Here is a 22,503-nt window from a genome sequence, read left to right as displayed (position 1 = left end):
GGACGCCCTGCGCGCCGCCGCCGGTCTGTAGGCCGCCACGCTCCCCACGGCCTCCGCCGCCTCCCGCCGGGGTCCGGCACCCGTTCACCCGGGTGCCGGACCCCGGCGGCGTTGTCTGCCACCGGGTGCGGTCGACGGTCAGTACGGATAGCCGATCTCCGACAGGTCCCCGATCAGCTCTCCGAGCACACGGCCCGGAACCAGCCGCCCCAGCAGCCCCTCGCTGAGCGGACGCAGGGCCAGCACCTCCCCGACCGCCGCCGCATCGAGCTCGACCTCGTGCATGTCCCGCGCGAACTCCACATACACCTCGGCGGACCGGTCCACCAGCCCGGCGAACAGGTACTCCGCCCCGTCCACGTCCGCCCGGTCCTCCGACGCCGGGAACTCGATGGCGCTTCCCGTCCGCCAGACCGTGTCCTCGGTGGTCCGCCACAGACAGGCCGTCACCCTCGGCACCCCTCGTCCGAGAACGCCGGCTCCACCACGTACTCCCGGAACACCTCCGGCACCTCCTCCAGCACCCCCGGCCACACCTCCAGCTCGTCCCGGGCGTACGGGCTCATCAGCGACTCATGGTCGAACCCGCGTATCCACACCCCGGCCGGGCAGAACACGATCCCGTACTCGTCACCGCTGCCATTGCTCATCTCGGCCAGCTCCACCGTCTCCGACCAGCGGGGCAGACGACGGCCTCCAGGGCAGCCAGGGCACGGCAGTGGTCGCGCAGCTCGGCGATACCGGGCAGCCGGCCGGCGACGGTGTGAACGGTCATGGCCACCATGGAAGCGGACACCACTGACAACGGGCCCGGTGGCCTGACCAATCGGCCGGCCGGAGGCGGTGTCGGTGGGGTCTGGTAGGAATTCGGTGTGCGCAGCGAGCAGGAGGAACCCGAGGCCGGAGCGGTCGAGCCGCCCGAGCAGCTCGCGCTGATCCGGGAGACCGTCCGCACGGCGAACGTCCCCCGGGCCAAGCCCCGCACCTGGCGCGGCGCGGCCCTCGCCAAGGAGCTGCCGGTCGCCCGGATCGTGGTCAACAAGGGCGTGCTCCATCTCGACCAGTTCTTCGACTACGCCGTCCCCGAGGAGCTGGACGAGGCCGCGCAGCCCGGGGTGCGGGTCCGGGTCCGCTTCGGGGCGGGCGCCCACCAGGTGCGCGGCGGCCGGCGCGAGGGCGGCCGGCTCATCGACGGCTTCCTGGTGGAGCGCCGCGCCGAATCCGACTACGCCGGGCCGCTCGCCGCCCTCGCCGACGTGGTCTCGCCCGAACCGGTGCTCAGCCCCGAGCTGCTCGGCCTGGCCCGCGCCGTGGCCGACCGGTACGCGGGCAGCCTGGCCGACGTCCTCCAGCTCGCGGTGCCGCCCCGCAGCACCCGCGCCGAGCGCCGCCCCTCGCCCGAGCCGCTGCCTCCGCCGCCCGCCCCGGAAGCCGGTAGCTGGAGCCGGTACGAGCAGGGGGAGGCCTTCCTGGCCGCGCTGGCGCAGGGCGCCTCGCCCCGCGCGGTGTGGAACGCGCTGCCCGGGCCGCACTGGGCCGACGAACTGGCCCGCACCATCACTGCCACCCTCGCCTCCGGACGGGGCGCGCTGGTCGTCGTCCCCGACGGCCGGGCCGCCGCCCGGGTGGACGCCGCGCTCACCGCCGCCCTCGGCGAGGGCCGGCACGCCCTGCTCACCGCCGAGGCCGGACCCGAGCGGCGGTACGCCCAGTGGCTGGCCGTCCGCCGGGGCGCGGTGCGGGCCGTCGTCGGCACCCGGGCGGCGATGTTCGCCCCGGTCAAGGACCTCGGGCTGGTCGCCATCTGGGACGACGGGGACGGCAGCCACAGCGAGCAGCACGCCCCGCTGCCGCACGCCCGGGAGGTCCTGCTGCTGCGCGCTGCCCACGAGGGCTGCGGCTTCCTGCTGGGCGCCACCGGCTGCACCGTGGAGGCCGCGCAGCTGGTGCAGACCGGCTGGGCCCGCCCGCTGCTCGCCCCCCGCCAGGAGGTCCGGGCCGCCGCGCCCCTGGTCCGCACCGTCGGCGACAACGAGCTGGCCCGCGACGAGGCCGCCCGCGCCGCCCGGCTGCCCACCCTGGCCTGGCAGGCCGTACGCGAGGGCCTGAAGACCGGCCCCGTACTGGTGCAGGTGCCCCGCCGGGGCTATGTCCCCCGTCTCGCCTGCGAGCTGTGCCGCACCCCGGCGCGCTGCCGCCACTGCTCCGGCCCCCTGGAGGCTCCCGGCGGCCAGGACTTGCTGCGCTGCGGCTGGTGCGGGCGGGGCGCCCCCGACTGGCACTGCCTCACCTGCGGGGCGCCCCGGCTGCGCGCGCAGGTGGTCGGCGCCCGGCGCACCGCCGAGGAGCTGGGCCGCGCCTTCCCCGCGGTGCCGGTGCGCACCTCCGGCCGCGACCACATCCTGGACACCGTGCCGGCCCGGCCCGCCCTGGTCGTCAGCACGCCCGGCGCCGAGCCGGTCGCCGAGGGCGCCGGCTACGCGGCCGCGCTGCTGCTCGACGGCTGGGCGATGCTGGGCCGCCCCGACCTGCGGGCCGGGGAGGAGGCCCTGCGCCGCTGGATCGACGCCGCGGCGCTGGTGCGGGGCCAGGACGACGGCGGCATGGTCGTGGTCGTCGCCGAGCCGACGCTGCGCCCGGTGCAGGCGCTGGTCCGCTGGGACCCGGTGGGCCACGCCCAGCGGGAGCTGGCCGAGCGCGCCGAGCTCGGCTTCCCCCCGGTCTCCCGGATGGCGTCCGTGACCGGCCGGGCGGAGGCGGTGGCCGCCTTCCTCACGGCGGCCGAGCTGCCCGGGGACGCCGAGGTGCTGGGCCCCGTCCCCCTCCCACCCCGCCCCCCGGGCGCCCCGCGCCGCACGGGCGACCCGCCGCCGGGCGAGGAGTGGGAGCGCGCCCTGCTGCGCGTACCGCCGGGCAGCGGGGCCGCCCTGGCCGCGGCGCTCAAGGCCGCGCAGGCGGGGCGGCTGGCACGGGGCGGGGACGATCCGGTGCGGGTGCGGGTGGACCCGCCGGACATCGGCTGAGCTCCCTTGGCGGGCCGCCCTGTCCGCGACCGACGCGGTCTCCCGCCCGTTCCGGCGGGCGCGGCCCCGCGGTGTGCGGCTGCCGCCTGCCGGGGAGGAAGGGCAGGCGGCAGCCGGTCCGGGGGAGGTCAGCCGTTGCGCGGGGCGGGGAAGGCACTGGGGCGGACGTCCTCGCGGAGCGTCCGGGTGGTTGCGGTGGGCTGCTGGGGCATGGGCATGGAGCGGGCGGCGGGGACGGTGGGCACCGTCCTGGCTCCCGGCTCACCCTGCTCGGGGCCGCCGGCGACCGGCTGCGGGGTCGGGCGGCGGGTGCCGTAGCGGCGGTGGACGGCCTGCTTGGTCACCCCGAGGGCGGAGCCCACCGCGTCCCACGAGAAGCCCAGCGAGCGGTCGAAGTCCACCGCGGCGGTGACCAGGGTCTCGACGCTGTCGCGCAACTCCTGGGCGAGTCTGACCGTGGGGGCGGGGGCCCGGCCGTAGACGACGAAGCCCGTGGCGGGTCCCGATCGCCGCGGACGGTAGACATTGCCGAGCTGTGCGGTGAGCGTGCGCAATGCGTCCACCTGCCGGCGGACCCGCTCGATGTCCCGCACCAGCAGGTGCAGGCTCGCCCGGGCCTGGGCGTCGTGGGTTGCGTGGTCGGCCATGAGGAGCCTCTCGAACCGGCGTCGGAAAGGAGCGGGTCGCGCACGGCGACCCTTGGTCGGTCAATCCGCCTTGACCAACGCGCCACGCTCGGTGGGGTCACGCTGCGGATGCGTATCCGCATATTCGAGGGGCCTCAGGCGGCCGCCGGCCGGGCGTTTGGCCGCCGGCCCGGTGGCCTCGCTGACGCGGTGGGCGGCGTGCGCCGCCGGTGTCCGGGCCGGGCCCCTGCCCGGTGGCCTCGCTGACGCGGGTGGGTCTGCTTCGGCATGGGTCCGGTGGCCTTTCGCCGGTCCGGTGGTCGGGTCCGCTCTGCGGTGGGTGGGGGCGTGGGCACTCCGGGCTCACGTGCTCGCCGCTCGCGCGCACCGTTCGACGCTCAAGCACATCGCCTCATTACGCTCGGCGGCTCCGCGCGCGACCCTGCGTACCCCCACCCGACCGGCGGCGCACTGACCGAATCGCCGTGGCTGATGCCCTCTCCCCGGGCCGTGGGCCCGCGCCGGTCGGACGCCACCGCCCGGCGGGTGATACGGCCCGTCCAGGCCCCGGCCCCGTGCCGCCGCCTGGGGCTGCGGCCCGCCTGGTGAGGCGACTGCCTCCCTCGCGATGGCCGACGATTCCCCGGGCCGTGGGCCCGCATCGGTCGGACGCCACTGCCCGGCGGGTGGGACGGTCTCGCCCGGCCCGTACAAACGATTGCGGTCCCTTCGGAGCCTGGGGTCCGTATCGCTGCGCCTGGCTGTGTCCCGGCCCCTAGGCCGGGGTCGTGCCACCGGGGTGCACTCGCCCTCCGGACGTTGGGTGGGGTACGCAGGGTCGCGCGCGCTGGGGGTACCCCCTGGACGAAGTCCTTGGGGGACCGACGAGTGTAAGTCGAACGGTTCGCTTGACCGTCTGACGTTCAAGCACGAGCGGCGAGCACGTGAGCCCGGAGTGCCCCGCCCCCCACCCACCGGGCAGAGTGCACACCCACCGGACCCGCAAACCGCCACCGGACCGAAACCAAGCGCAGACGCAGACGCGTCAGCGAGGCCACCGGGCGGACCCGGTCAGCGGCGGCGACAGCCGCCCACCGCATTAGACTGGTGCGCTGCCCACCGCCGGACCGACAGACAGGCAGCCAGACCCCGATGAAGCTCGTCTTCGCAGGCACCCCCGAGGTCGCCGTTCCCGCCCTGGACGCTCTGATCGCCTCCGGGCGGCATGAGGTGGCCGCCGTCGTGACCCGGCCCGACGCGCCCGCGGGGCGGGGGCGGCGGCTGGTGGCCAGTCCGGTCGCGCAGCGGGCCGAGGAGGCGGGGATCGAGGTGCTGAAGCCGGCCCGGCCGCGGGACGAGGAGTTCCTGGGCAGGCTGCGGGAGATCGCGCCGGACTGCTGCCCGGTGGTGGCGTACGGCGCGCTGCTGCCCAAGGTCGCGCTGGACGTGCCGGCGCGGGGCTGGGTGAACCTGCACTTCTCGCTGCTGCCCGCGTGGCGCGGCGCCGCTCCGGTGCAGCACTCGATCATGGCGGGGGACCAGACCACGGGGGCGTCGACGTTCCTGATCGAGGAGGGGCTGGACTCGGGGCCGGTGTACGGGGTGGTGACCGAGGATGTGCGGCACACGGACACCAGCGGGGACCTGCTCACGCGGTTGGCGTTCGCCGGGGCGGGGCTGCTCGCGGCGACCATGGACGGCATCGAGGACGGCACGCTGCAGGCGGTGCCGCAGCCGGCGGACGGGGTGAGCCTGGCGCCGAAGATCACCGTGGAGGACGCCCGGCTCGACTTCGCGGCGCCGGCGCTGCGGGTGGACCGGGTGGTCCGCGGGTGCACGCCCGCGCCGGGGGCGTGGACGGTGTTCCGGGGGGAGCGGCTGAAGGTGGTGCAGGCGCTGCCGGTGCCGGAGCGCAGTGAGCTGGCGCCCGGTGAGCTGGCGGTGGCGAAGAACAACGTGTGGGCCGGGACCGGGTCGCACGCGGTGGAGCTGCTGTGGGTGCAGCCGCAGGGCAAGAAGCCGATGCGGGGCGCGGACTGGGCGCGCGGGGTGCGCATCGCCCCCGGGGAGCGGCTGGGGGCCGGGGACGTAGGCTGAGAGGGTTGAGCCTTTTCGATCCGCGGAGCACCTTTTGAGCGAGCAGCCCCGTCGCCGTCCGTCCACGCCGTACCGCCGCCCCAGGAAGGACCCGGTGCGGATGCTCGCGTTCGAGGCGCTGAGGGCGGTGGACGAGCGCGACGCCTACGCGAACCTGGTGCTGCCGCCGCTGCTGCGCAAGGCGCGGGAGAACAACGAGGGGTTCGAGGCGCGGGACGCGGCGCTGGCCACCGAGCTGGTGTACGGCACGCTGCGCCGGCAGGGCACCTATGACGCGGTGATCGCGGCCTGTGTGGACCGGCCGCTGCGCGAGGTGGACCCGCCGGTGCTGGACGTGCTGTCGCTGGGCGCGCACCAGTTGCTGGGGACCAGGATTCCGACGCACGCCGCGGTGTCGGCGAGCGTGGAGCTGGCCCGGGTGGTGCTGGGGGACGGACGGGCCAAGTTCGTCAACGCGGTGCTGCGGCGGATCGCCCAGCGGGACCTGGACGGGTGGCTGGAGGAGGTCGCCCCTCCGTATGAGGAGGACGCCGAGGACCACCTGGCCGTGGTGCACTCGCACCCGCGGTGGGTGGTGTCCGCGCTCTGGGACGCCCTCGGCGGAGGCCGGGCGGGCATCGAGGACCTGCTGGAGGCGGACAACGAGCGGCCCGAGGTGACGCTGGTGGCGCGCCCGGGCCGGATCGGGCAGGACGAGCTGCTGGCCGCGGTCGGCGAGGAGGCGCTGCCCGGGCGCTGGTCGCCGTACGCGGTGCGGCTGGCCGAGGGCGGTGAGCCGGGGGCCCTGGCGGCGGTCGCGGAGGGCCGGGCCGGGGTGCAGGACGAGGGCAGCCAACTGGTGGCCGTGGCACTGGCGAACGCCCCGCTGGAGGGGCCGGACCGGCGGTGGCTGGACGGGTGCGCCGGCCCGGGCGGGAAGGCGGCGCTGCTCGGGGCGCTGGCGGCGCGGCGGGGCGCGCGGCTGGTGGCCGCGGAGAAGCAGCCGCACCGGGCGCGGCTGGTGGAGCGGGCGCTTTCGGGCAACCCGGGTCCGTATCAGGTGATCACCACCGACGGCACGCGGCCGCCATGGGTGCCGGGGTCGTTCGACCGGGTGCTGGTCGATGTGCCGTGCTCGGGGCTCGGTGCCTTGCGGCGCCGTCCGGAGGCGCGGTGGCGGCGGCGCCCGGAGGACCTGGAGGGCTTCGCTCCGTTGCAGCGCGCGCTGCTCACCGAGGCGCTGGCGTCGGTGCGGGTCGGCGGGGTGGTCGGGTACGCGACCTGCTCGCCGCATCTGGCGGAGACCCGGGCGGTGGTGGACGACGTGCTGAAGCGCACCGGGGGCGCGGAGCTGCTGGACGCCCGGCCGCTGATGCCGGGGGTCCCGGCGCTGGGGGACGGCCCCGATGTGCAGCTCTGGCCGCATCTGCACGGTACGGACGCGATGTACCTGGCGTTGCTGCGGCGTACCGGCTGAGAGGTCGCGGGAAGAAAGTCGGGGAAAGCGGCCGGAGGATGTCGAGGACGCGCGGGCTGCTCCGTCCTCGGGGTGAAGGCGGCCACAATGGGCCGCACTCGGACCGAGGAGAACCACGATGGCCAAGTACCTGCTGCTCAAGCACTACCGCGGCGCTCCGGCGGCGGTGAACGACGTGCCCATGGACCGCTGGACGCCGGAGGAGATCTCGGCGCATGTGCGGTACATGAACGACTTCGCGGGCCGGCTGGAGGAGACCGGCGAGTTCGTCGACGGGCAGGCGCTCTCGCCGGAGGGGATGTGGGTCCGGTACGACGGCGAGGGGCGGCCGCCGGTCACCGACGGGCCGTTCGCCGAGACCAAGGACCTGATCGCCGGGTGGATGATCATCGACGTGGACAGCCGGGAGCGGGCCGTGGAGCTGGCCGGGGAGCTGTCGGCGGCCCCGGGGGCGGGCGGGAGGCCGATCCACGAGTGGCTGGAGGTGCGCCCGTTCCTGGGCGCGCACCCCACCGTCACGGAGTGACCGGGCCGATGGACGAGGCCCTGCTGCGGGGGCTGGTGCCGGGTGTGCTGGGGATCCTCGTCCGCCGCGGAGCCGACTTCGCGGCGGCCGAGGACGCCGTCCAGGACGCCCTGGTGGAGGCGGTGCGGGTGTGGCCCGGGGAGCCTCCGCGGGACCCGAAGGGCTGGCTGGTCACCGTGGCCTGGCGCCGGTTCCTGGACGCGACCCGGGCGGACGCCGCGCGGCGGCGGCGCGAGGACCTGGTGGGGGAGGAGCCGGAGCCCGGACCGGTGCCGGCGGCCGACGACACCCTCTGGCTGTACTTCCTGTGCGCCCATCCGTCGCTGACGCCCTCGTCCGCGGTGGCGCTCACCCTGCGCGCGGTCGGCGGGCTGACCACCCGGCAGATCGCCCGGGCGTATCTGGTGCCTGAGACGACCATGGGTCAGCGGATCAGCCGGGCGAAGAAGGCGGTCGCCGGGGCGGGGCTGGAGCGGCCCGGCGATGTCGCCACCGTGCTGCGGGTGCTCTACCTGGTCTTCAACGAGGGGTACTCGGGCGATGTCGACCTGGCCGCCGAGGCGATCCGGCTCACCCGGCAGCTGGCGGCCGCGGTCGACCACCCCGAGGTGGCCGGGCTGCTCGCGCTGATGCTGCTGCACCACGCCCGGCGGGCCGCCCGTACTGCGCCGGACGGGGCGCTGGTGCCGCTCGCCGAGCAGGACCGCGGCCGCTGGGACACCGGGGCGATCGCCGAGGGCATCGGCATCCTGCAGGCGGCGCTGGCCCGGGACCGGCTGGGCGAGTTCCAGGCCCAGGCCGCCATCGCGGCGCTGCACGCCGACGCGCCCACCGCCGAGGAGACCGACTGGCCGCAGATCGTGGAGTGGTACGACGAGTTGGTGCGGCTGACCGGCAGCCCGGTGGTCCGGCTGAACCGCGCGGTGGCCGTCGGCGAGGCGGACGGCCCGCGGGCGGGCCTCGCGGCGCTCGCGGAGCTGGATCCGGCGCTGCCGCGCCACCCGGCGGTGGCGGCGTATCTGCGCGAACGGGACGGCGATCCGGTGGCGGCGGCCCGGCTCTACGCCGAGGCGGCCCGCCAGGCGCCCAACCTCGCCGAGCGCGACCATCTGACCCGCCAGGCCGCCCGGCTCAACGCCCGCCGGGAGGACTGACGGGGGCGCCGGCCGGCGCCCCCGACCGGGGAAGCGCGGCGCCCACGGTGGGCGGCCGCCCGGGGCGCCTGCGAGGCGACCGGCTGTCGGCCGTCGGGACCGGAGAAGGCGGCGCCTGCGATGGGCGGCCGGCCGGTACGGGCCGCCACCGGGTGGGCGGCCCCGACCGCGATGGGCCGGTGCGGGCTCGTCGCCGTCGGCGGTGCGGGGGTCGCCGGGGCCGGGAAGGGACGGCGCCCGGGTGGGCGCCGCCCGGTGCGGGCCGGGCCGTCGGCGGCGCCCCGGCCCGGGGGCGCTCCCACCCCGCCCCGGTGTCACGCCGCAAAAGCGGCAAGCGCGGCACCGGCCGTCCGTACCCGGGGAGCCGCGGGTGCGGAAAGGGCCGTAAGGCATGGCAGGCTTGGGCCATGGCCCAGATCAACCCCAGCATCCTGTCCGCCGACTTCGCCCGCCTCGCCGACGAGGCGCGGGCCGTCGAAGGCGCCGACTGGCTCCATGTCGACGTCATGGACAACCACTTCGTGCCCAACCTCACCCTGGGCGTGCCCATCGTCGAGTCGCTGCGCAAGGCGACGGGCATCCCGCTGGACTGCCATCTGATGATCGAGGACCCGGACCGCTGGGCCCCGCAGTACGTGGAGGCGGGGGCCGGGTCGGTCACCTTCCATGTGGAGGCGGCCGCCGCCCCGGTGCGGCTGGCGCGGGAGATCCGGGCCAAGGGGGCGCGGGCCTCGATGGCGCTGAAGCCGGCCACCCCGATCGAGCCGTACGAGGACCTGCTGTCCGAGCTGGACATGGTGCTGATCATGACCGTGGAGCCCGGCTTCGGCGGGCAGGCGTTCCTGGACATCATGCTGCCCAAGATCCGCCGCACCCGGGACCTGGTCGCCCGGCACGGGCTGGACGTGTGGGTGCAGGTGGACGGCGGGGTGTCGGCGTCCACGGTCGAGCGGTGCGCGGAGGCCGGCGCCGACGTCTTCGTGGCCGGCAGCGCGGTCTACGGGGCCGAGGACCCGGCCGCCGCGGTGCGCGGGCTGCGCGAGCAGGCGGCCGCCGCGGCCAAGGGCGCGGCCTGGGCGTGCGGCCACTGAGCCACCGGGAGATGAACGAAGCCCCACAGGACCGATCACGGACCGCCGGATCTGCGAGGATGACGGTCCGACGTGAACGTGTGAACAGCAGTGAGGAGAGCGCGGTGTCTGCTATGTCGGCGGGACGGCCAGCCCTGCGGATGGGACCCGCGGAGCTCGTACAGGCCGCGGCCATGGCCCGCCGTTTCTACCTGGAGGGGAAGTCCAAGATCCAGATCGCCGAGGAGTTCGGCGTCAGCCGCTTCAAGGTGGCCCGGGTCCTGGAGACCGCCCTCGAACGCGACCTCGTCCGGATCGAGATCCGCGTCCCCGCCGAGCTGGACGCCGAGCGCTCCGACGCGCTGCGGGCCAGATACGGGCTGCGGCACGCCGTGGTGGTGGAGTCCCCGCCGGAGGGCGAGGACGCCTCACCGGACCCGGAGAACCTGGGCGAGGTGGCCGCCGACCTGCTGGGCGAGCTGGTCGCCGAGGGCGATGTGCTGGGGCTGGCCTGGGGCCGCTCCACCATCCACATGGCCGCCGCCCTGGACCGGCTGCCGCCGTGCACGGTGGTCCAGCTGACCGGGGTGTACGACGCGGGCACCGCCGAGCGCGGCTCGGTGGAGGCGGTCCGCCGTGCCGCCCAGGTCTCCGGCGGTGAGGCCCACCCCATCTACGCGCCGATGCTGCTGCCCGACCCGGCCACCGCCGCCGCGCTGCGCAACCAGACCGGTATCGCCCGGGCCTTCGACTACTTCGACAAGGTCACCGTCGCCGCGGTCTCCATCGGCTCCTGGGAGCCGGGCATCTCCACCGTCCACGACATGCTCAGCGACGAGGAGCGCGCCCACTACGCCTCGCTGGGGGTGGCCGCCGAGATGTCCGCCCACCTCTTCGACGCCTCCGGGCGCCGGGTCGGCCGCGACCTGGTCGAGCGGTGCATCGCCGTGGAGGCCGACCGGCTGCGCCGTATCCCCGAGGTCGTCGCCATCGCGGGCGGCCAGCGCAAGGCGGCGGCCATCGGCGCCGTGCTCCGCTCCGGGCTGGTCACCAGCCTGGTCACCGACACCTCGGCCGCGGACTTCCTGCTCACCGAGTTCGCCCCCGGCCCGCGCCCCGCGCTGGACCGCGCCGACCCGGACGAGTGACGCCGGGCGCGGGGGCTTGGAGGATGCGACGAGGGGGCCGGGCGGGGCCTGGAGGTTCCGCCTGAGGCGTGCGCCCGCGCGGACATGGGAGAATGAAGTACGTGCGATTTCCCCCGGGCTGATGATCTGACCGGGGCCGACTCCGATCGACTGGGATGTTCAGCACGTGCGTTTCCTCAATGACCTGAAGCCGCCGTACGACCTCACGTACGACGACGTGTTCATGGTGCCGAGCCGCTCGGCCGTGGGCTCCCGTCAGGGCGTGGACCTCGCCTCCCCCGACGGCACCGGGACCACCATCCCGCTGGTCGTCGCCAACATGACCGCGATCGCCGGCCGCCGGATGGCCGAGACCGTCGCCCGCCGCGGCGGTCTCGTCGTCATCCCGCAGGACATCCCGATCGAGGTCGTCACCGACGTCATCACCTGGGTCAAGAGCCGCCACCGTGTGCTCGACACCCCGATCGTGCTGGAGCCCCACCAGACCGTCGCCGACGCCCTGTCGCTGCTGCCCAAGCGCGCCCACAACGCCGGCGTCGTGGTGGACGAGCACGGCCGCCCGGTCGGCGTGGTCACCGACCGCGACCTGAGCGGGGTGGACCGCTTCACCCAGCTCTCCGAGGTCATGTCCAGGGACCTGCTGCTGCTGGACGCGGACATCGACCCGCGCGAGGCGTTCAACACCCTCGACCAGCGCAACCGCCGCTACGCCCCGGCGGTGGACGCCGACGGGCGGCTGGCCGGCATCCTCACCCGCAAGGGCGCCCTGCGCGCCACCCTCTACACCCCGGCCGTGGACACCCGGGGGCGGCTGCGGATCGCCGCCGCCGTGGGCATCAACGGCGATGTGGCCGGCAAGGCCAAGCAGCTGCTCGACGCCGGGGCTGACACCCTGGTCATCGATACCGCGCACGGCCACCAGGAGTCGATGATCGCCGCCATCCGCGTGGTCCGCGCCCTGGACCCGCAGGTGCCGATCGCGGCCGGCAACATCGTCGCCGCGGAGGGCGTCCGCGACCTGATCGAGGCCGGCGCCGACATCGTCAAGGTCGGGGTGGGCCCCGGCGCCATGTGCACCACCCGGATGATGACCGGCGTGGGCCGCCCGCAGTTCTCCGCGGTGCTGGAGTGCGCCGCCGAGGCGCGGAAGTACGGCAAGCACGTCTGGGCCGACGGCGGGGTGCGCCACCCGCGCGACGTCGCCATGGCACTGGCCGCCGGTGCCTCCAACGTGATGGTCGGCTCCTGGTTCGCCGGCACCTACGAGTCCCCGGGCGACCTCCAGCAGGCCGCCGACGGCCGGCTCTACAAGGAGTCCTTCGGCATGGCCTCGGCGCGCGCCGTGCGCAACCGCACCAGCGAGGAGTCCGCGTACGACCGGGCCCGCAAGGCGCTGTTCGAGGAGGGCATCTCGCACTCCCGGATGTTCCTCGACCCGGAGCGCCCGGGCGTGGAGGACCTGATCGACTCGGTGATCGCGGGCGTCCGCTCCTCCTGCACCTACGCGGGCGCGGGTTCCCTGGAGGAGTTCGCCGAGAAGGCCGTGGTCGGGGTGCAGAGCGCCGCCGGGTATGCCGAGGGCAAGCCGCTGCACGCCAGCTGGAGCTGACGCCCACCGGGCTTCCGCACTGGGCCGTCTCCGCCGCGGGGCGGGGACGGCCCTTCGCCGTGCCTGCCGTGGCGCCTAGGCGGCGGCCACGGCGGCGGGCCGGCTGCGGGCCCAGACGGCGCGGATCGTCTTGCCGGCGGCGTGCGGGCGGACCTCCAGCCGGCCGGCCAGCGCCTGCACCAGGTGCCAGCCGAACCCGCCACCGCCGGAGAAGTCCGGCGCACGGGGCTCGGGGGCGGCCGGACTGGAGTCGTCCACCTCCACGGACAACTCGTCCCCGGCGGTGCCCAGCCGCAGCCGCCATCGGCTGCCGGCGTGGCGCAGGGCGTTGGCCGTCAACTCGGTGACGACGAGCTGGACGGCGGACACATCGGCCCAGGGGCAGTACTCCGCCAGAAAACGCGCGGTGGCCTCACGCGCCGAGGCGGAGTCGGCACAGGGCGGGACTTCGACAACCATGGGCGGCTCCTTCGGTCGTTCACCGTCCGCTTACCCGCCCCTTGTGGGTGACACGCACCACTTCGTGCCGAGAGGCTTCCTCAGGGCCGGGAGCGGCGGACGGTGAGCGCCACCGTGTCGTCCGGGTGCAGCACCACCGTGCGCATCTCCTCGGCGATGGCCGCCGGGAGTTCCGCTATCGGCCGCTCGCGCAGCCCGCGGGCCGCCTTGATCAGCCGCTGCTCGCCCTCCCGGGGGTCCCGGCGGCTCTCGGTCAGCCCGTCGGTGTAGAGGACCAGCAGGTCGCCGGGGTCGAGCCGGTCGTGCAGCAGCCCCTCGCTGCCGGGCAGCGGGAAGCCGATACCGCGCCCGCGCGCCTCCAACAGCGCACCGGTGCCGTCGCCGCCGCGGACCAGCAGGGCCGGTGGATGGCTGCCGTTGGCCATGGCCAGCTCGCCGGTGCGCGGGTCGAGCCGCACCACCTGCACGGTGGCCATCAGCTCGTGGTCGAAGGTGGCCAGCACCTCGTCGGTGCGGGCCACCAGCGACTCCAGCGGATGCCCTTCCAGGGCCAGGGTGCGCACCGCGTGGGTCACGTTGAGCGCGGCCCGGGTGCTGGTCAGCCCGTGGCCGAGGGCGTCCACCACGGTGATGTGCACGGTGCCGTCGGGCAGCACGAACCAGTCGTAGAGGTCGCCGCCGGTCGGGGCGTCCTTCTCGGCGGGCTCGTAGTGCACCGCCATCTCCAGGCCGTCCACCGCGACCGGGGCGGGGCGCAGGGCGTCCTCCAGCTGCCGCAGCATCCGCCCGTGGGCCTGCCGCAGCTGCTCGTCGCGCTCCTCCAGCTGGACGTAGAGCGCCAGCACCCCGCTGTTGGTCTCGGACAGCTCGTGCTTGAGCTGCCGGTGGTCCTCGGCCAGCTCGTCCATCCCGGCGACCGCGGCGCGCAGCTCCTCCTCCAGCAGCTCGGTGGCGGCGGGGCCGTCCCGGTCCCCGTCCGCGGCCGGTTCCGCCGGGGCGGGCAGCCGCCAGACCGCGGCCGGGCCCGGGACCCGCTCGGCGGGCAGCGGCAGCCCCTCCAGCGAGGGGCCCTCGGAGGCGTACGGCAGATGGAGCCGTACGGTCAGCCGGTCCTGCTCGGTGCCGGTGCCCCGGGCGACGGACTGCGGGGGCACCGTCTCCAGCAGCACCGGGCGCCCCTCGGCCAGCTCCCCGGCGGCCACCCGGGCCGCCGACAGGGCCAGCCGGTAGCGGGTCTCCACCGGCAGGCCCGCGCGGTACGCCAGCAGCCGCAGCTCCTCGCGGAGCCCGCCGAGCGAGCTGTGGGTGGTGATCCGGTCGTTCATGGTCTTCTCCGGGCCCGGCCCGGACGCCGGAACGTGTGGGGGCCGGCCGGGCCGGCGGCGGGGGTACGTGGGGGAGTGGGGCGGGGGCGGGCGGTACGGGCCATCAGCGGTCCTTCCAGCGGGCGACGACCACGGTCGTGCCCTGGCCGGGTGCACTGCGCACACCGAACTCGTGCATCAGCCGCCGGGCTCCGCCGAGGCCGTGCCCCAGGCCCGAGCCGGTGGTGTAGCCGTCGGTGAGGCAGCGCTCCAGGTCGGCGATCCCGGGCCCCTCGTCGCTGACGGTGAGCCGCAGCCCGCGCCGGGTGCCGGAGGCCACCGGCTCGATCCGCACGGTGCCGCCGCCTCCGTACACGTAGGCGTTGCGGGCCAGTTCGCTGATGGCGGTGACGATCCGGGTCTGGTCGACCAGACCGAAGCCGGCCTCCACGGTGGCGGCCCGCACCGCGTGACGGAGCGTCAGCAGGTCCTCCTCGGAGGCGGCCGGGTAGCGCCCCGCCGCCCCGGAGGGGCGGTCGCTCGGCGGGCGGATGCCGGTCGTACGGCCCTCCGCCGGCCGGTCGTCCGGCGGCCGCCGCGGCGCGACGACCGGGGCGCCCAGGGACCGCCTCTCACGCGGCAGGGCCATGGGAACCTCCCCGGCTGCTCGGTGGACGGGGGGCCGGGGCGGCTTCTCGGGGTGCGCCTCCGGGGGCGGCTCCCGCGGGTGCGGCGCGCCCTCCGCGTACGGCGGCTCCTGCGCGGGCTGCGGGGCTGCGGGGTACGGGGGCCTCGCCGTGTACGTCGGCTCGTCCGGGTACGGCGGGCCCACCGTCGCCGGTCAGGCGGCCGCGTACGGAAGCCGTGCGTACGGGGGCCTCGCCGTGTACGGCGGCCCGTGCGGCGGGGCAGCGGGGTACGGGGGCCTCACCTTGTACGTCGGCCCGTCCGGGTACGGCGGGCCCACCGTCGCCGGTCAGGCGGCTGTGCGCGGGGGCCCGGCGGCCCGTGGCGGGGCGGCCGGGCACGGAAGCCGCGCGTACGGGGACCTCGCCGCGCACGGAAGCTCTGCCCCGTGCGGCGGGGCTGCGGGGTACGGGGGCTACGCCCGGTACGTCGGCCCGACCGCATACGGCGGCTCGGCTGTCTCCGGCCAGGCGGCCGCGTACGTCGGCCCGACCGCGTACGGCGGCTCGGCCGTCTCCGGCCAGGCGGCTGTGCGCGGGGGCCCGGGGGCCCGTGGTGTGGCGGACGCGCAGTGGGGCGGCTCCTCCGGCTGCGGCGAGCGCTCCGCGTGCGGCCGGGCCGCGGCGTACGGAAACCTCGCCCCGTACGCCAGCCCGGCCGCGTACGGCAGGCCCGCCCCGTACGCCCGCCCGGTCGCGTACGGCGGACCCGTCGCGTACGCCGAAACGGCCGGGCGCGGTGGGGCGCTCGGCCGGGGTGGTGGGGGGTGTCATGGGGTCACCCGCCGGGGGCGGGCGGTGCCGCGGGTACGGCGCGGCGACTGGTTCACCGGGTACACAGGCACCTTTCGCGATCGGTGACGGGGAGGAGGGGCGGGCCGCGGGGTCTCGCGACGACCGGCCGCCGGGCGGCCTTCCATCGTCGCACTCCGGCCGCCGCGCCCCCGCAGGTCCGGGACGGCGAGGGCGGTGGCCGTGCCTGCCGGCCACCGCCCTGTCGCCCATCACCGGGCGGTGTGCCCCTGCACGGCCTCACAAGGCCCGTCGGGTATGTCACATGTGGCGGCCCGCACACCGAAGGCGCGCACCGGCGCCGGACAGCTCCTCCGGTCCACGGCCCCTCCTCGCGTCGATGTCACCGATCGAAGGCGCTGCTACCCGGAGTTCGCGGCGGCATGCGCGCCAGTCGTGTCCTCCTGCGCCGTCTGGGGCCGATGGGGCAGCTCCGGCCAGTGGTCGCGCACCGCCGAGGCCACCGCGCGGGCGAGCCGGGCGTGCCCCTCGTCGTTCGGGTGGAGCCCGTCCGCGAGGTGCTCGGGGCCGAGCACGTCCCGTCCGGGCAGCAGCGCCAGCCAGGGGTCGCCCGCGGCCGCGTGGTCCCGGGCCGCCTCCTCCATGGCGGTGCGCAGCTCGGCGAGGGTGGCGCCCAGCGGGTTGGCAGTGGTCTCGGCCTCGGGCCGCAGCACGGGGGAGACCAGCAGCAGCGGGGTGCCCGGGTGGCCGGCCCGCACCAGGGTGAGGAACGCGCGGACCGTCTCGTACAGCAGCGGGGCCGAATAGGGCACCCCGGACCAGCAGTTGGTGCCGAAGGCGAGGGTGACCAGGGCGGCCCGCGGAAGGCTCGCCAGCTGCTGGGCCAGGGCGAGGTCGCCGCGCGCCGAGCCCGCGTAGCCGAGGTTGACCGGGTCGAGCCCGAGGGCCCGTCCGGCGGTCGCGGGCCAGGTGAGCGCCGGCCGGGTGGCGAGCCAGCCCTCGGTGATGGAGTCGCCGTGCACCAGCCAGCGCGGACGGCACGGCGCGGGGGTCAGCTCCCCGCCGAGCGCCCGGACGCCGGTGATCCGGGGCGCCTGGCTCTCCGGCGGGTGGATGGTGAAGGGCCCGTCGCCGGACTCCCCGGGGGCGGGCAGCTCGATCACCACCTCGGACTTCTCGGCGGGCGGTGCCAGGACCTCCCGTACGCAGGTGTCGCCCTGCCACAGCGCGAAGCAGTGGGACAGCTCACGCATGGACCGGGGGGCCTCGGGTACACGCGCCCGGTAGCGCAGTGCCACGGCCCGGGTGCCGGGGGAGGCGGTGAACTCCAGCCGCACCCCGGTCGGCAGCTGGGCCCGGGCGGCGGTGTCCCACGGGAGCCGCGCCAGGTCGGCGGGGTCCGCCCGGACCGGACGGTCCTCGTCCCACCAGGCGGTGCCGCGCAGGAACGGCTCCGGGGCCGGCCAGTCGTCCATCGGGTCGTCCGCCTTCCGTCGGGGAGGTGAGGGGTGTGCGGGGCACAGGAGCGCCGGAGGGTCTCCTGCCCCCGATGTTCGAATTCGTGTGCCAGGGCGCAATGTTTCCCCGTCCGCGGCCCCAGCACGCAATGATCGTCTGTGGGAACGCAACAACGGTGCATTACGGACGCGAAGCGATGGGGTTTAGGCTCGTGCCCCGTACCAGGAGTGGCGGCGACCGTCAGCTCGGCGGTCTCCCCATCCCACGGGCTTCTTCCCGCTGCCCGCGAGACGCCGAAGGCGCCGCTTTCTTTCCCCGCAGCGACGAAGGAGCCCCCAGCAGTGCTGGACCAAGGCACAGCCTCTCCCGCCACCGAGCCACCCGCCCCCAAGGCGTCCGGCCTCTCCGTCCTCATGCGCCGCAAGCCGGTGGATGTGCTGGTCGACGAGGGTGGCAAGGGTGAAGGCGGCACCCTCCGCCGCACCCTGTCCATGTGGCAGCTGACCATGATCAGCATCGGTGCCACCCTCGGCACCGGCATCTTCGTCGTGCTCGGCGACAGCGTCCCCAAGGCCGGCCCGGCGGTCACCGTCTCCTTTGTGATCGCCGGTCTGACCGCCCTGTTCTCCGCGCTCTCCTACGCCGAGCTGGCCGGCTCCATCCCGGTGGCCGGCTCCTCGTACTCGTACACATACGCAACGATGGGCGAGCTGCTCGCCTGGGTCTGCGGCTGGGCCATGGTCCTGGAGTACGGCGTGTCGGTGGCCGCGGTCGCGGTCGGCTGGGGCGAGTACCTCAACAAGCTGCTGGAGGGGACGATAGGCGTCACCATCCCGGCGACCCTCTCCTCCGCGCCCGGCGAGGGCGGTGTGATCAACCTGCCCGGTCTGGTCGTCGTCCTGCTGGCGATGATCATGCTGCTGGGCGGCGCGCGTGAGTCCGCGCGGCTCAACACGATCATGGTCTTCGTGAAGGCCGCCGCGCTGCTGCTGTTCTGCGCCATCGGCTTCACCGGCTTCCAGTCCGGCAACTACGCCGACTTCATGCCGCTGGGCGTGGGCGGGATCGGCGCCGCCGCCTCGGTGCTCTTCTTCTCGTACATCGGCTTCGACGCCGCCTCCACCGCCGGTGAGGAGGCGAAGAACCCGCAGCGCGACCTGCCCCGCGCGCTGATGCTCTCGCTGGTCGTCGTCACCGCGTTCTACGTGCTGGTCGCGGCCGTCGCGGTGGGCGCCTGGAAGTGGACCAAGTTCGAGACCGCCACCGCCCCGCTGACCTCGATCGTCAACGACGTCAGCGGCACCACCCTGTGGGGCACCCTGCTCGCGGCCGGTGCGGTCATCTCCATCGCCAGCGTGGTGCTGACCGTGCTCTACGGCCAGACCCGGGTGCTGTTCGCGATGTCCCGCGACGGCCTGATGCCCAAGGTCTTCGCCAAGGTCAACACCAGGACCGGCACGCCCCGCCGCAACACCGTGATCGTCTCGCTGTTCTGCGGCGCGCTGGCCTCGGTCATCCCGCTCGGCGAGCTGGTCAACGCCACCAGCATCGGCACCCTCTTCGCCTTCGGCCTGGTCAACATCGCGGTGATCGTGCTGCGCCGCACCCGCCCCGACCTGAAGCGCTCCTTCCGGGTGCCGCTCGGCTGGCTCTTCCCGATCCTGGGCTTCCTGGCCTGCGCCGCCAGCATGTCCCAGTTCCAGTCCCCGACCTGGGTCGTCTTCCTTGGCTGGATGGCCGCCGGTCTCGTGTTCTACTTCCTCTACGGCATGCGCCGCTCCCGACTGGCCACCGCAGAGAAGTGATCCACCCCCCGTGCGCCTGAACGATCTCGACGAACGCATCGTCCACGCCCTCGCCGAGGACGCCCGCCGTTCCTTCGCGGACATCGGATCGCTCGTCGGCCTCTCCGCCCCCGCCGTCAAGCGCCGGGTGGACCGGCTCCGGGCCGAAGGCGCCATCACCGGCTTCACCGTACGGGTGGACCCGGCGGCGCTGGGCTGGGAGACCGAGGGGTTCATCGAGATCTACGCACGGGGCAACACCTCGCCCGAGACCATCCAGCGCGGTCTCGAGCGCTATCCGGAAGTCGCGTCCGCCTCCACCGTCACCGGGGAGGCGGACGCGATCGTCCAGGTCTTCGCCTCCGACATGCGCCACTTCGAGCGGGTGCTGGAGCGCATCGCCGGGGAGCCGTTCGTGGAGCGCACCAAGTCGGTGCTGGTGCTCTCGCCCCTGCTGCGGCGCTTCTCCTCCGGCTCGCCCGCGTAGTCCGTACGGGCTGCGGCATCCGTACGGGTCGGGGCGCGGTCGGGCCGCTCCCGCGCAACGAATCGCCGTCTGATCGCTTACGTACGCAATAGATCGATGGTCGATGCGCAACGGACGCGCCTTGTCCGGAATCGGCACCGGAACGTACCGTTTTGAACGTCCCCGGCACTCCACGATGCCCCCGGGCCCTCCGCCCGGACCGCGCGCGTCCGCCCGGGCACCTTCCCGCCGTACCACCCGAGATCCCGAGGTCGCCGATGCCGCCGCTGCGCACCGCCCTGCTCCAGAGCTCCGGACGGCTGGGTGACGTCGCCGCCAACCTCAAGGTGCTGGACCAGGCCGCCGCCCGGGCCGCCGCGACCGGCGCCGGGCTGCTGGTGGCCCCGGAGATGTTCCTCACCGGCTACGCGATCGGCGACGGCATCGCCCGGCTCGCCGAGCCCGCCGACGGGCCCGCCGCCCAGGCCGTCGCCGCCCTCGCCGCCCACCACGGCCTGGCCATCGCCTACGGCTACCCCGAGCGCGACGGCGCCGCGGTGTACAACGCGGCCCAGCTCGTCGGCCCGGACGGGACCCGGCTGGCGAACTACCGCAAGACCCACCTCTACGGCGGCTTCGAGACGGACTCCTTCACCGCCGGCGAGCAGCCGCTGGTCCAGGCCGAGCTGAACGGCGTCCGGGTCGGGCTGATCATCTGCTACGACGTGGAGTTCCCGGAGAACGTCCGGACGCACGCCCTGGCCGGCACCGAGCTGCTGATCGTGCCCACCGCGCTGATGCACCCCGCCGAGATCGTCGCCGAGTCCGTGGTCCCCGTGCGCGCCTTCGAGAACCAGCTCTACATCGCCTACGCCAACCGGGCCGGTGTGGAAGGCGAGTTCGAGTTCGTCGGGCTCTCCGCGCTGGCCGGCCCCGACGGCACCGCCCGGGCCCGCGCCGGCCGCGGCGAGGAGCTGGTCATGGGGGACGTCGATCCCGAGCTGCTGGCCGCCTCACGCGAGGCCAACCCCTATCTGCGCGACCGGCGCCCGGACCTCTACACCTCACTCGTCTGAGCGCCCCGCACCCCGAAGACCTTCCGCCCCGCCCCGTTGAAGCCTGCAAGGAGTCCGTACCCCATGACGTCCACGGTGCCCACCGCCGTCCAGCACACCGACGCTCAGCCGCCGATCACCATGTTCGGCCCGGACTTCCCGTACGCCTACGACGACTTCCTGGCCCACCCGGCCGGGCTCGGCCAGATCCCGGCCACCGAGCACGGCACCGAGGTCGCGGTCATCGGCGGCGGGCTGTCCGGGATCATCGCCGCCTACGAGCTGATGAAGATGGGCCTCAAGCCCGTCGTCTACGAGGCCGACCAGATCGGCGGCCGGCTGCGCACCGTCGGCTTCGAGGGCTGCGACCCGGCCCTCACCGCCGAGATGGGCGCGATGCGCTTCCCGCCGTCCTCCACCGCGCTCCAGCACTACATCGACCTGGTGGGCCTGAAGACCGCGCCGTTCCCCAACCCGCTGGCCGAGTCCACCCCCTCCACGGTGGTCGACCTCAAGGGCGAGTCGCACTACGCGGAGACCATCGACGACCTCCCGCAGGTCTACCGGGACGTCGCCGACGCCTGGGCCGCCTGCCTGGAGGAGGGTGCCGACTTCACCGACATGAACCGCGCCCTGCGCGAGCGGGACGTGCCGCGGATCCGCGAGATCTGGTCCAAGCTGGTCGAGAAGCTGGACAACCAGACCTTCTACGGCTTCCTCTGCGACTCCGAGGCCTTCAGGTCCTTCCGCCACCGGGAGATCTTCGGCCAGGTCGGCTTCGGCACCGGCGGCTGGGACACCGACTTCCCCAACTCCATCCTGGAGATCCTGCGGGTCGTCTACACCGAGGCCGACGACCACCACCGCGGCATCGTCGGCGGCTCCCAGCAGCTGCCGGTGCGGCTGTGGGAGCGCGAGCCGGAGAAGATCGTCCACTGGCCGCTGGGCACCTCGCTCTCCTCGCTGCACGAGGGCGCTCCCCGCCCGGCCGTCACCCGGCTGAACCGCACCGCGGGCAACCGGATCACCGTCACCGACGCGAACGGCGACATCCGCACCTACCAGACGGCGATCTTCACCGCCCAGTCCTGGCTGCTGCTGTCCAAGATCGCCTGCGACGACTCGCTCTTCCCCATCGACCACTGGACGGCGATGGAGCGCACCCACTACATGGAGTCCTCCAAGCTGTTCGTCCCGGTGGACCGGCCGTTCTGGCTGGACAAGGACGAGACCACCGGCCGGGACACCATGTCGATGACGCTCACCGACCGGATGACCCGCGGCACCTACCTGCTGGACGACGGCCCCGGCAAGCCGGCCGTCATCTGCCTGTCGTACACCTGGTGCGACGACAGCCTGAAGTGGCTGCCGCTGTCGGCGAACGAGCGCATGGAGGTCATGCTCAAGTCGCTCGGCGAGATCTACCCGAACGTCGACATCCGGAAGCACGTCATCGGCAACCCGGTGACCGTCTCCTGGGAGAACGAGCCCTACTTCATGGGCGCGTTCAAGGCCAACCTGCCGGGCCACTACCGCTACCAACGGCGCCTGTTCACCCACTTCATGCAGGACCGGCTGCCCGAGGACAAGCGCGGCATCTTCCTGGCCGGCGACGACATCTCCTGGACGGCCGGCTGGGCCGAGGGCGCCGTGCAGACCGCGCTCAACGCGGTGTGGGGCGTGATGCACCACTTCGGCGGCGCCACCGACGCCACCAACCCGGGCCCCGGCGACCTCTACGACGAGATCGCCCCGGTGGAGCTGCCCGAGGACTGATCGTTCACCGATTCCGTACGGTGACGGGCCGGTCCCTCCTCGCGAGGGGCCGG

At 74.8% G+C, this 22,503-nt stretch carries 20 protein-coding genes; 12 read left to right on the top strand and 8 right to left on the bottom strand.

The annotated features are described in order from the left end of the window. Positions 1 to 138: 138 nt before the first annotated feature. Genes M1O15_RS31745 through M1O15_RS31735 form a run of 3 tightly spaced genes read right to left on the bottom strand, consistent with a single transcriptional unit; the run spans position 139 to position 775 of the window. A complete protein-coding gene (locus tag M1O15_RS31745) occupies positions 139 to 450 on the bottom strand; it encodes a hypothetical protein (protein WP_308282423.1) in 312 nt (103 codons plus the stop codon). Continuing rightward, positions 447 to 650 carry a hypothetical protein gene (locus M1O15_RS31740; RefSeq protein ID WP_308282422.1) on the bottom strand — a complete coding sequence of 68 codons (204 nt, stop codon included), beginning with the start codon at positions 648 to 650 and terminating at the stop codon, positions 447 to 449. Before M1O15_RS31740 ends, M1O15_RS31745 begins: the two co-directional genes overlap by 4 nt. Beyond that, positions 647 to 775 carry a hypothetical protein gene (locus M1O15_RS31735; protein ID WP_308282421.1) on the bottom strand — a complete coding sequence of 43 codons (129 nt, stop codon included), beginning with the start codon at positions 773 to 775 and terminating at the stop codon, positions 647 to 649. The genes M1O15_RS31740 and M1O15_RS31735 overlap by 4 nt, the downstream gene beginning before the upstream one ends. Positions 776 to 872: 97 nt before the next feature. Here M1O15_RS31735 and M1O15_RS29555 point away from each other — a divergent pair, with 97 nt between their 5' ends. Next, positions 873 to 3,023 carry a primosomal protein N' gene (locus M1O15_RS29555; RefSeq protein WP_248637291.1) on the top strand — a complete coding sequence of 717 codons (2,151 nt, stop codon included), beginning with the start codon at positions 873 to 875 and terminating at the stop codon, positions 3,021 to 3,023. A gap of 128 nt (positions 3,024 to 3,151) precedes the next feature. On the opposite strand, the gene M1O15_RS29550 is transcribed toward M1O15_RS29555, so the two are convergent. Beyond that, entirely contained in the window at positions 3,152 to 3,670 is a 519-nt protein-coding gene (locus M1O15_RS29550) for a hypothetical protein (protein WP_248637290.1), read from the bottom strand. A 1,131-nt stretch (positions 3,671 to 4,801) separates the two neighbouring features. On the opposite strand from M1O15_RS29550, the gene fmt reads away from it, so the two are divergent. From fmt to M1O15_RS29515, 7 genes are all read left to right on the top strand, one after another. Further along, positions 4,802 to 5,746 (top strand): methionyl-tRNA formyltransferase, encoded by a 945-nt coding sequence (gene fmt / locus M1O15_RS29545; protein ID WP_248637289.1) that lies wholly within the window; start codon positions 4,802 to 4,804, stop codon positions 5,744 to 5,746. Positions 5,747 to 5,780: 34 nt separating this feature from the next. Further along, positions 5,781 to 7,202 (top strand): RsmB/NOP family class I SAM-dependent RNA methyltransferase, encoded by a 1,422-nt coding sequence (locus tag M1O15_RS29540; protein WP_248637288.1) that lies wholly within the window; start codon positions 5,781 to 5,783, stop codon positions 7,200 to 7,202. 118 nt (positions 7,203 to 7,320) lie between these two features. Beyond that, positions 7,321 to 7,728: a YciI family protein gene (locus M1O15_RS29535; RefSeq protein ID WP_248637287.1), complete on the top strand. Its 408-nt coding sequence runs from the start codon at positions 7,321 to 7,323 to the stop codon at positions 7,726 to 7,728. An 8-nt stretch (positions 7,729 to 7,736) separates the two neighbouring features. After that, positions 7,737 to 8,882, top strand: a complete 1,146-nt coding sequence (locus M1O15_RS29530) for an RNA polymerase sigma factor (protein WP_248637293.1) — start codon at positions 7,737 to 7,739, stop codon at positions 8,880 to 8,882. A 407-nt stretch (positions 8,883 to 9,289) separates the two neighbouring features. Next, complete coding sequence (gene rpe, locus M1O15_RS29525; protein ID WP_248637286.1) at positions 9,290 to 9,973, top strand: ribulose-phosphate 3-epimerase; 684 nt, start codon at positions 9,290 to 9,292, stop codon at positions 9,971 to 9,973. Positions 9,974 to 10,053: 80 nt separating this feature from the next. After that, the gene (locus M1O15_RS29520; RefSeq protein WP_248637285.1) at positions 10,054 to 11,100 is read left to right on the top strand and encodes a sugar-binding transcriptional regulator; all 1,047 of its coding nucleotides are present in this window, start codon (positions 10,054 to 10,056) and stop codon (positions 11,098 to 11,100) included. A gap of 166 nt (positions 11,101 to 11,266) precedes the next feature. After that, positions 11,267 to 12,709 carry a GuaB1 family IMP dehydrogenase-related protein gene (locus M1O15_RS29515; RefSeq protein WP_248637284.1) on the top strand — a complete coding sequence of 481 codons (1,443 nt, stop codon included), beginning with the start codon at positions 11,267 to 11,269 and terminating at the stop codon, positions 12,707 to 12,709. Between the two features lie 75 nt (positions 12,710 to 12,784). On the opposite strand, the gene M1O15_RS29510 is transcribed toward M1O15_RS29515, so the two are convergent. The 4 genes from M1O15_RS29510 to M1O15_RS29495 form a co-directional block, all read right to left on the bottom strand. Beyond that, positions 12,785 to 13,168, bottom strand: a complete 384-nt coding sequence (locus M1O15_RS29510; RefSeq protein WP_248637283.1) for an ATP-binding protein — start codon at positions 13,166 to 13,168, stop codon at positions 12,785 to 12,787. An 80-nt stretch (positions 13,169 to 13,248) separates the two neighbouring features. After that, positions 13,249 to 14,493 carry a PP2C family protein-serine/threonine phosphatase gene (locus tag M1O15_RS29505; RefSeq protein ID WP_248637282.1) on the bottom strand — a complete coding sequence of 415 codons (1,245 nt, stop codon included), beginning with the start codon at positions 14,491 to 14,493 and terminating at the stop codon, positions 13,249 to 13,251. Between the two features lie 103 nt (positions 14,494 to 14,596). Further along, entirely contained in the window at positions 14,597 to 15,121 is a 525-nt protein-coding gene (locus M1O15_RS29500) for an anti-sigma regulatory factor (protein WP_248637281.1), read from the bottom strand. A gap of 1,191 nt (positions 15,122 to 16,312) precedes the next feature. Beyond that, the gene (locus tag M1O15_RS29495) at positions 16,313 to 17,386 is read right to left on the bottom strand and encodes a GDSL-type esterase/lipase family protein (RefSeq protein ID WP_248637280.1); all 1,074 of its coding nucleotides are present in this window, start codon (positions 17,384 to 17,386) and stop codon (positions 16,313 to 16,315) included. A gap of 324 nt (positions 17,387 to 17,710) precedes the next feature. On the opposite strand from M1O15_RS29495, the gene M1O15_RS29490 reads away from it, so the two are divergent. The 4 genes from M1O15_RS29490 to M1O15_RS29475 all read left to right on the top strand — a co-directional run bounded on the left by M1O15_RS29490 (position 17,711) and on the right by M1O15_RS29475 (position 22,450). Further along, the gene (locus M1O15_RS29490) at positions 17,711 to 19,174 is read left to right on the top strand and encodes an amino acid permease (protein WP_372499617.1); all 1,464 of its coding nucleotides are present in this window, start codon (positions 17,711 to 17,713) and stop codon (positions 19,172 to 19,174) included. Between the two features lie 10 nt (positions 19,175 to 19,184). Continuing rightward, positions 19,185 to 19,640: an Lrp/AsnC family transcriptional regulator gene (locus M1O15_RS29485; RefSeq protein WP_105868150.1), complete on the top strand. Its 456-nt coding sequence runs from the start codon at positions 19,185 to 19,187 to the stop codon at positions 19,638 to 19,640. A gap of 257 nt (positions 19,641 to 19,897) precedes the next feature. Further along, on the top strand, positions 19,898 to 20,695 hold the full coding sequence (locus M1O15_RS29480; RefSeq protein ID WP_248637279.1) for a carbon-nitrogen hydrolase family protein: 798 nt from the start codon (positions 19,898 to 19,900) through the stop codon (positions 20,693 to 20,695). A gap of 63 nt (positions 20,696 to 20,758) precedes the next feature. Next, positions 20,759 to 22,450, top strand: coding sequence for a flavin monoamine oxidase family protein (locus M1O15_RS29475; RefSeq protein ID WP_248637278.1), 1,692 nt, complete (start codon positions 20,759 to 20,761; stop codon positions 22,448 to 22,450). The last annotated feature ends 53 nt before the right edge of the window (positions 22,451 to 22,503 follow it).

Origin of the sequence: Streptomyces lichenis (genome assembly GCF_023218175.1) — a bacterium.
Lineage (GTDB): Bacteria > Actinomycetota > Actinomycetes > Streptomycetales > Streptomycetaceae > Streptomyces > Streptomyces lichenis.
The sequence above is the reverse complement of the archived record's forward strand: the minus strand, read 5'-3'. Positions and strand labels throughout refer to the sequence as shown.

Bases quoted from the DNA above. Each gene is read 5' to 3' on its own strand.
- rpe (WP_248637286.1), top strand. From the start codon at position 9,290: ATGGCCCAGATCAACCCCAGCATCCTGTCCGCCGACTTCGCCCGCCTC.
- M1O15_RS31735 (WP_308282421.1), bottom strand. From the start codon at position 775: ATGACCGTTCACACCGTCGCCGGCCGGCTGCCCGGTATCGCCGAGCTG.
- M1O15_RS29500 (WP_248637281.1), bottom strand. From the start codon at position 15,121: ATGGCCCTGCCGCGTGAGAGGCGGTCCCTGGGCGCCCCGGTCGTCGCG.
- M1O15_RS29480 (WP_248637279.1), top strand. From the start codon at position 19,898: ATGCCGCCGCTGCGCACCGCCCTGCTCCAGAGCTCCGGACGGCTGGGT.
- M1O15_RS29530 (WP_248637293.1), top strand. From the start codon at position 7,737: ATGGACGAGGCCCTGCTGCGGGGGCTGGTGCCGGGTGTGCTGGGGATC.
- M1O15_RS29505 (WP_248637282.1), bottom strand. From the start codon at position 14,493: ATGAACGACCGGATCACCACCCACAGCTCGCTCGGCGGGCTCCGCGAG.
- M1O15_RS31740 (WP_308282422.1), bottom strand. From the start codon at position 650: ATGAGCAATGGCAGCGGTGACGAGTACGGGATCGTGTTCTGCCCGGCC.
- M1O15_RS29550 (WP_248637290.1), bottom strand. From the start codon at position 3,670: ATGGCCGACCACGCAACCCACGACGCCCAGGCCCGGGCGAGCCTGCAC.
- M1O15_RS29535 (WP_248637287.1), top strand. From the start codon at position 7,321: ATGGCCAAGTACCTGCTGCTCAAGCACTACCGCGGCGCTCCGGCGGCG.
- M1O15_RS29510 (WP_248637283.1), bottom strand. From the start codon at position 13,168: ATGGTTGTCGAAGTCCCGCCCTGTGCCGACTCCGCCTCGGCGCGTGAG.
- fmt (WP_248637289.1), top strand. From the start codon at position 4,802: ATGAAGCTCGTCTTCGCAGGCACCCCCGAGGTCGCCGTTCCCGCCCTG.
- M1O15_RS29475 (WP_248637278.1), top strand. From the start codon at position 20,759: ATGACGTCCACGGTGCCCACCGCCGTCCAGCACACCGACGCTCAGCCG.
- M1O15_RS29495 (WP_248637280.1), bottom strand. From the start codon at position 17,386: ATGGACGACTGGCCGGCCCCGGAGCCGTTCCTGCGCGGCACCGCCTGG.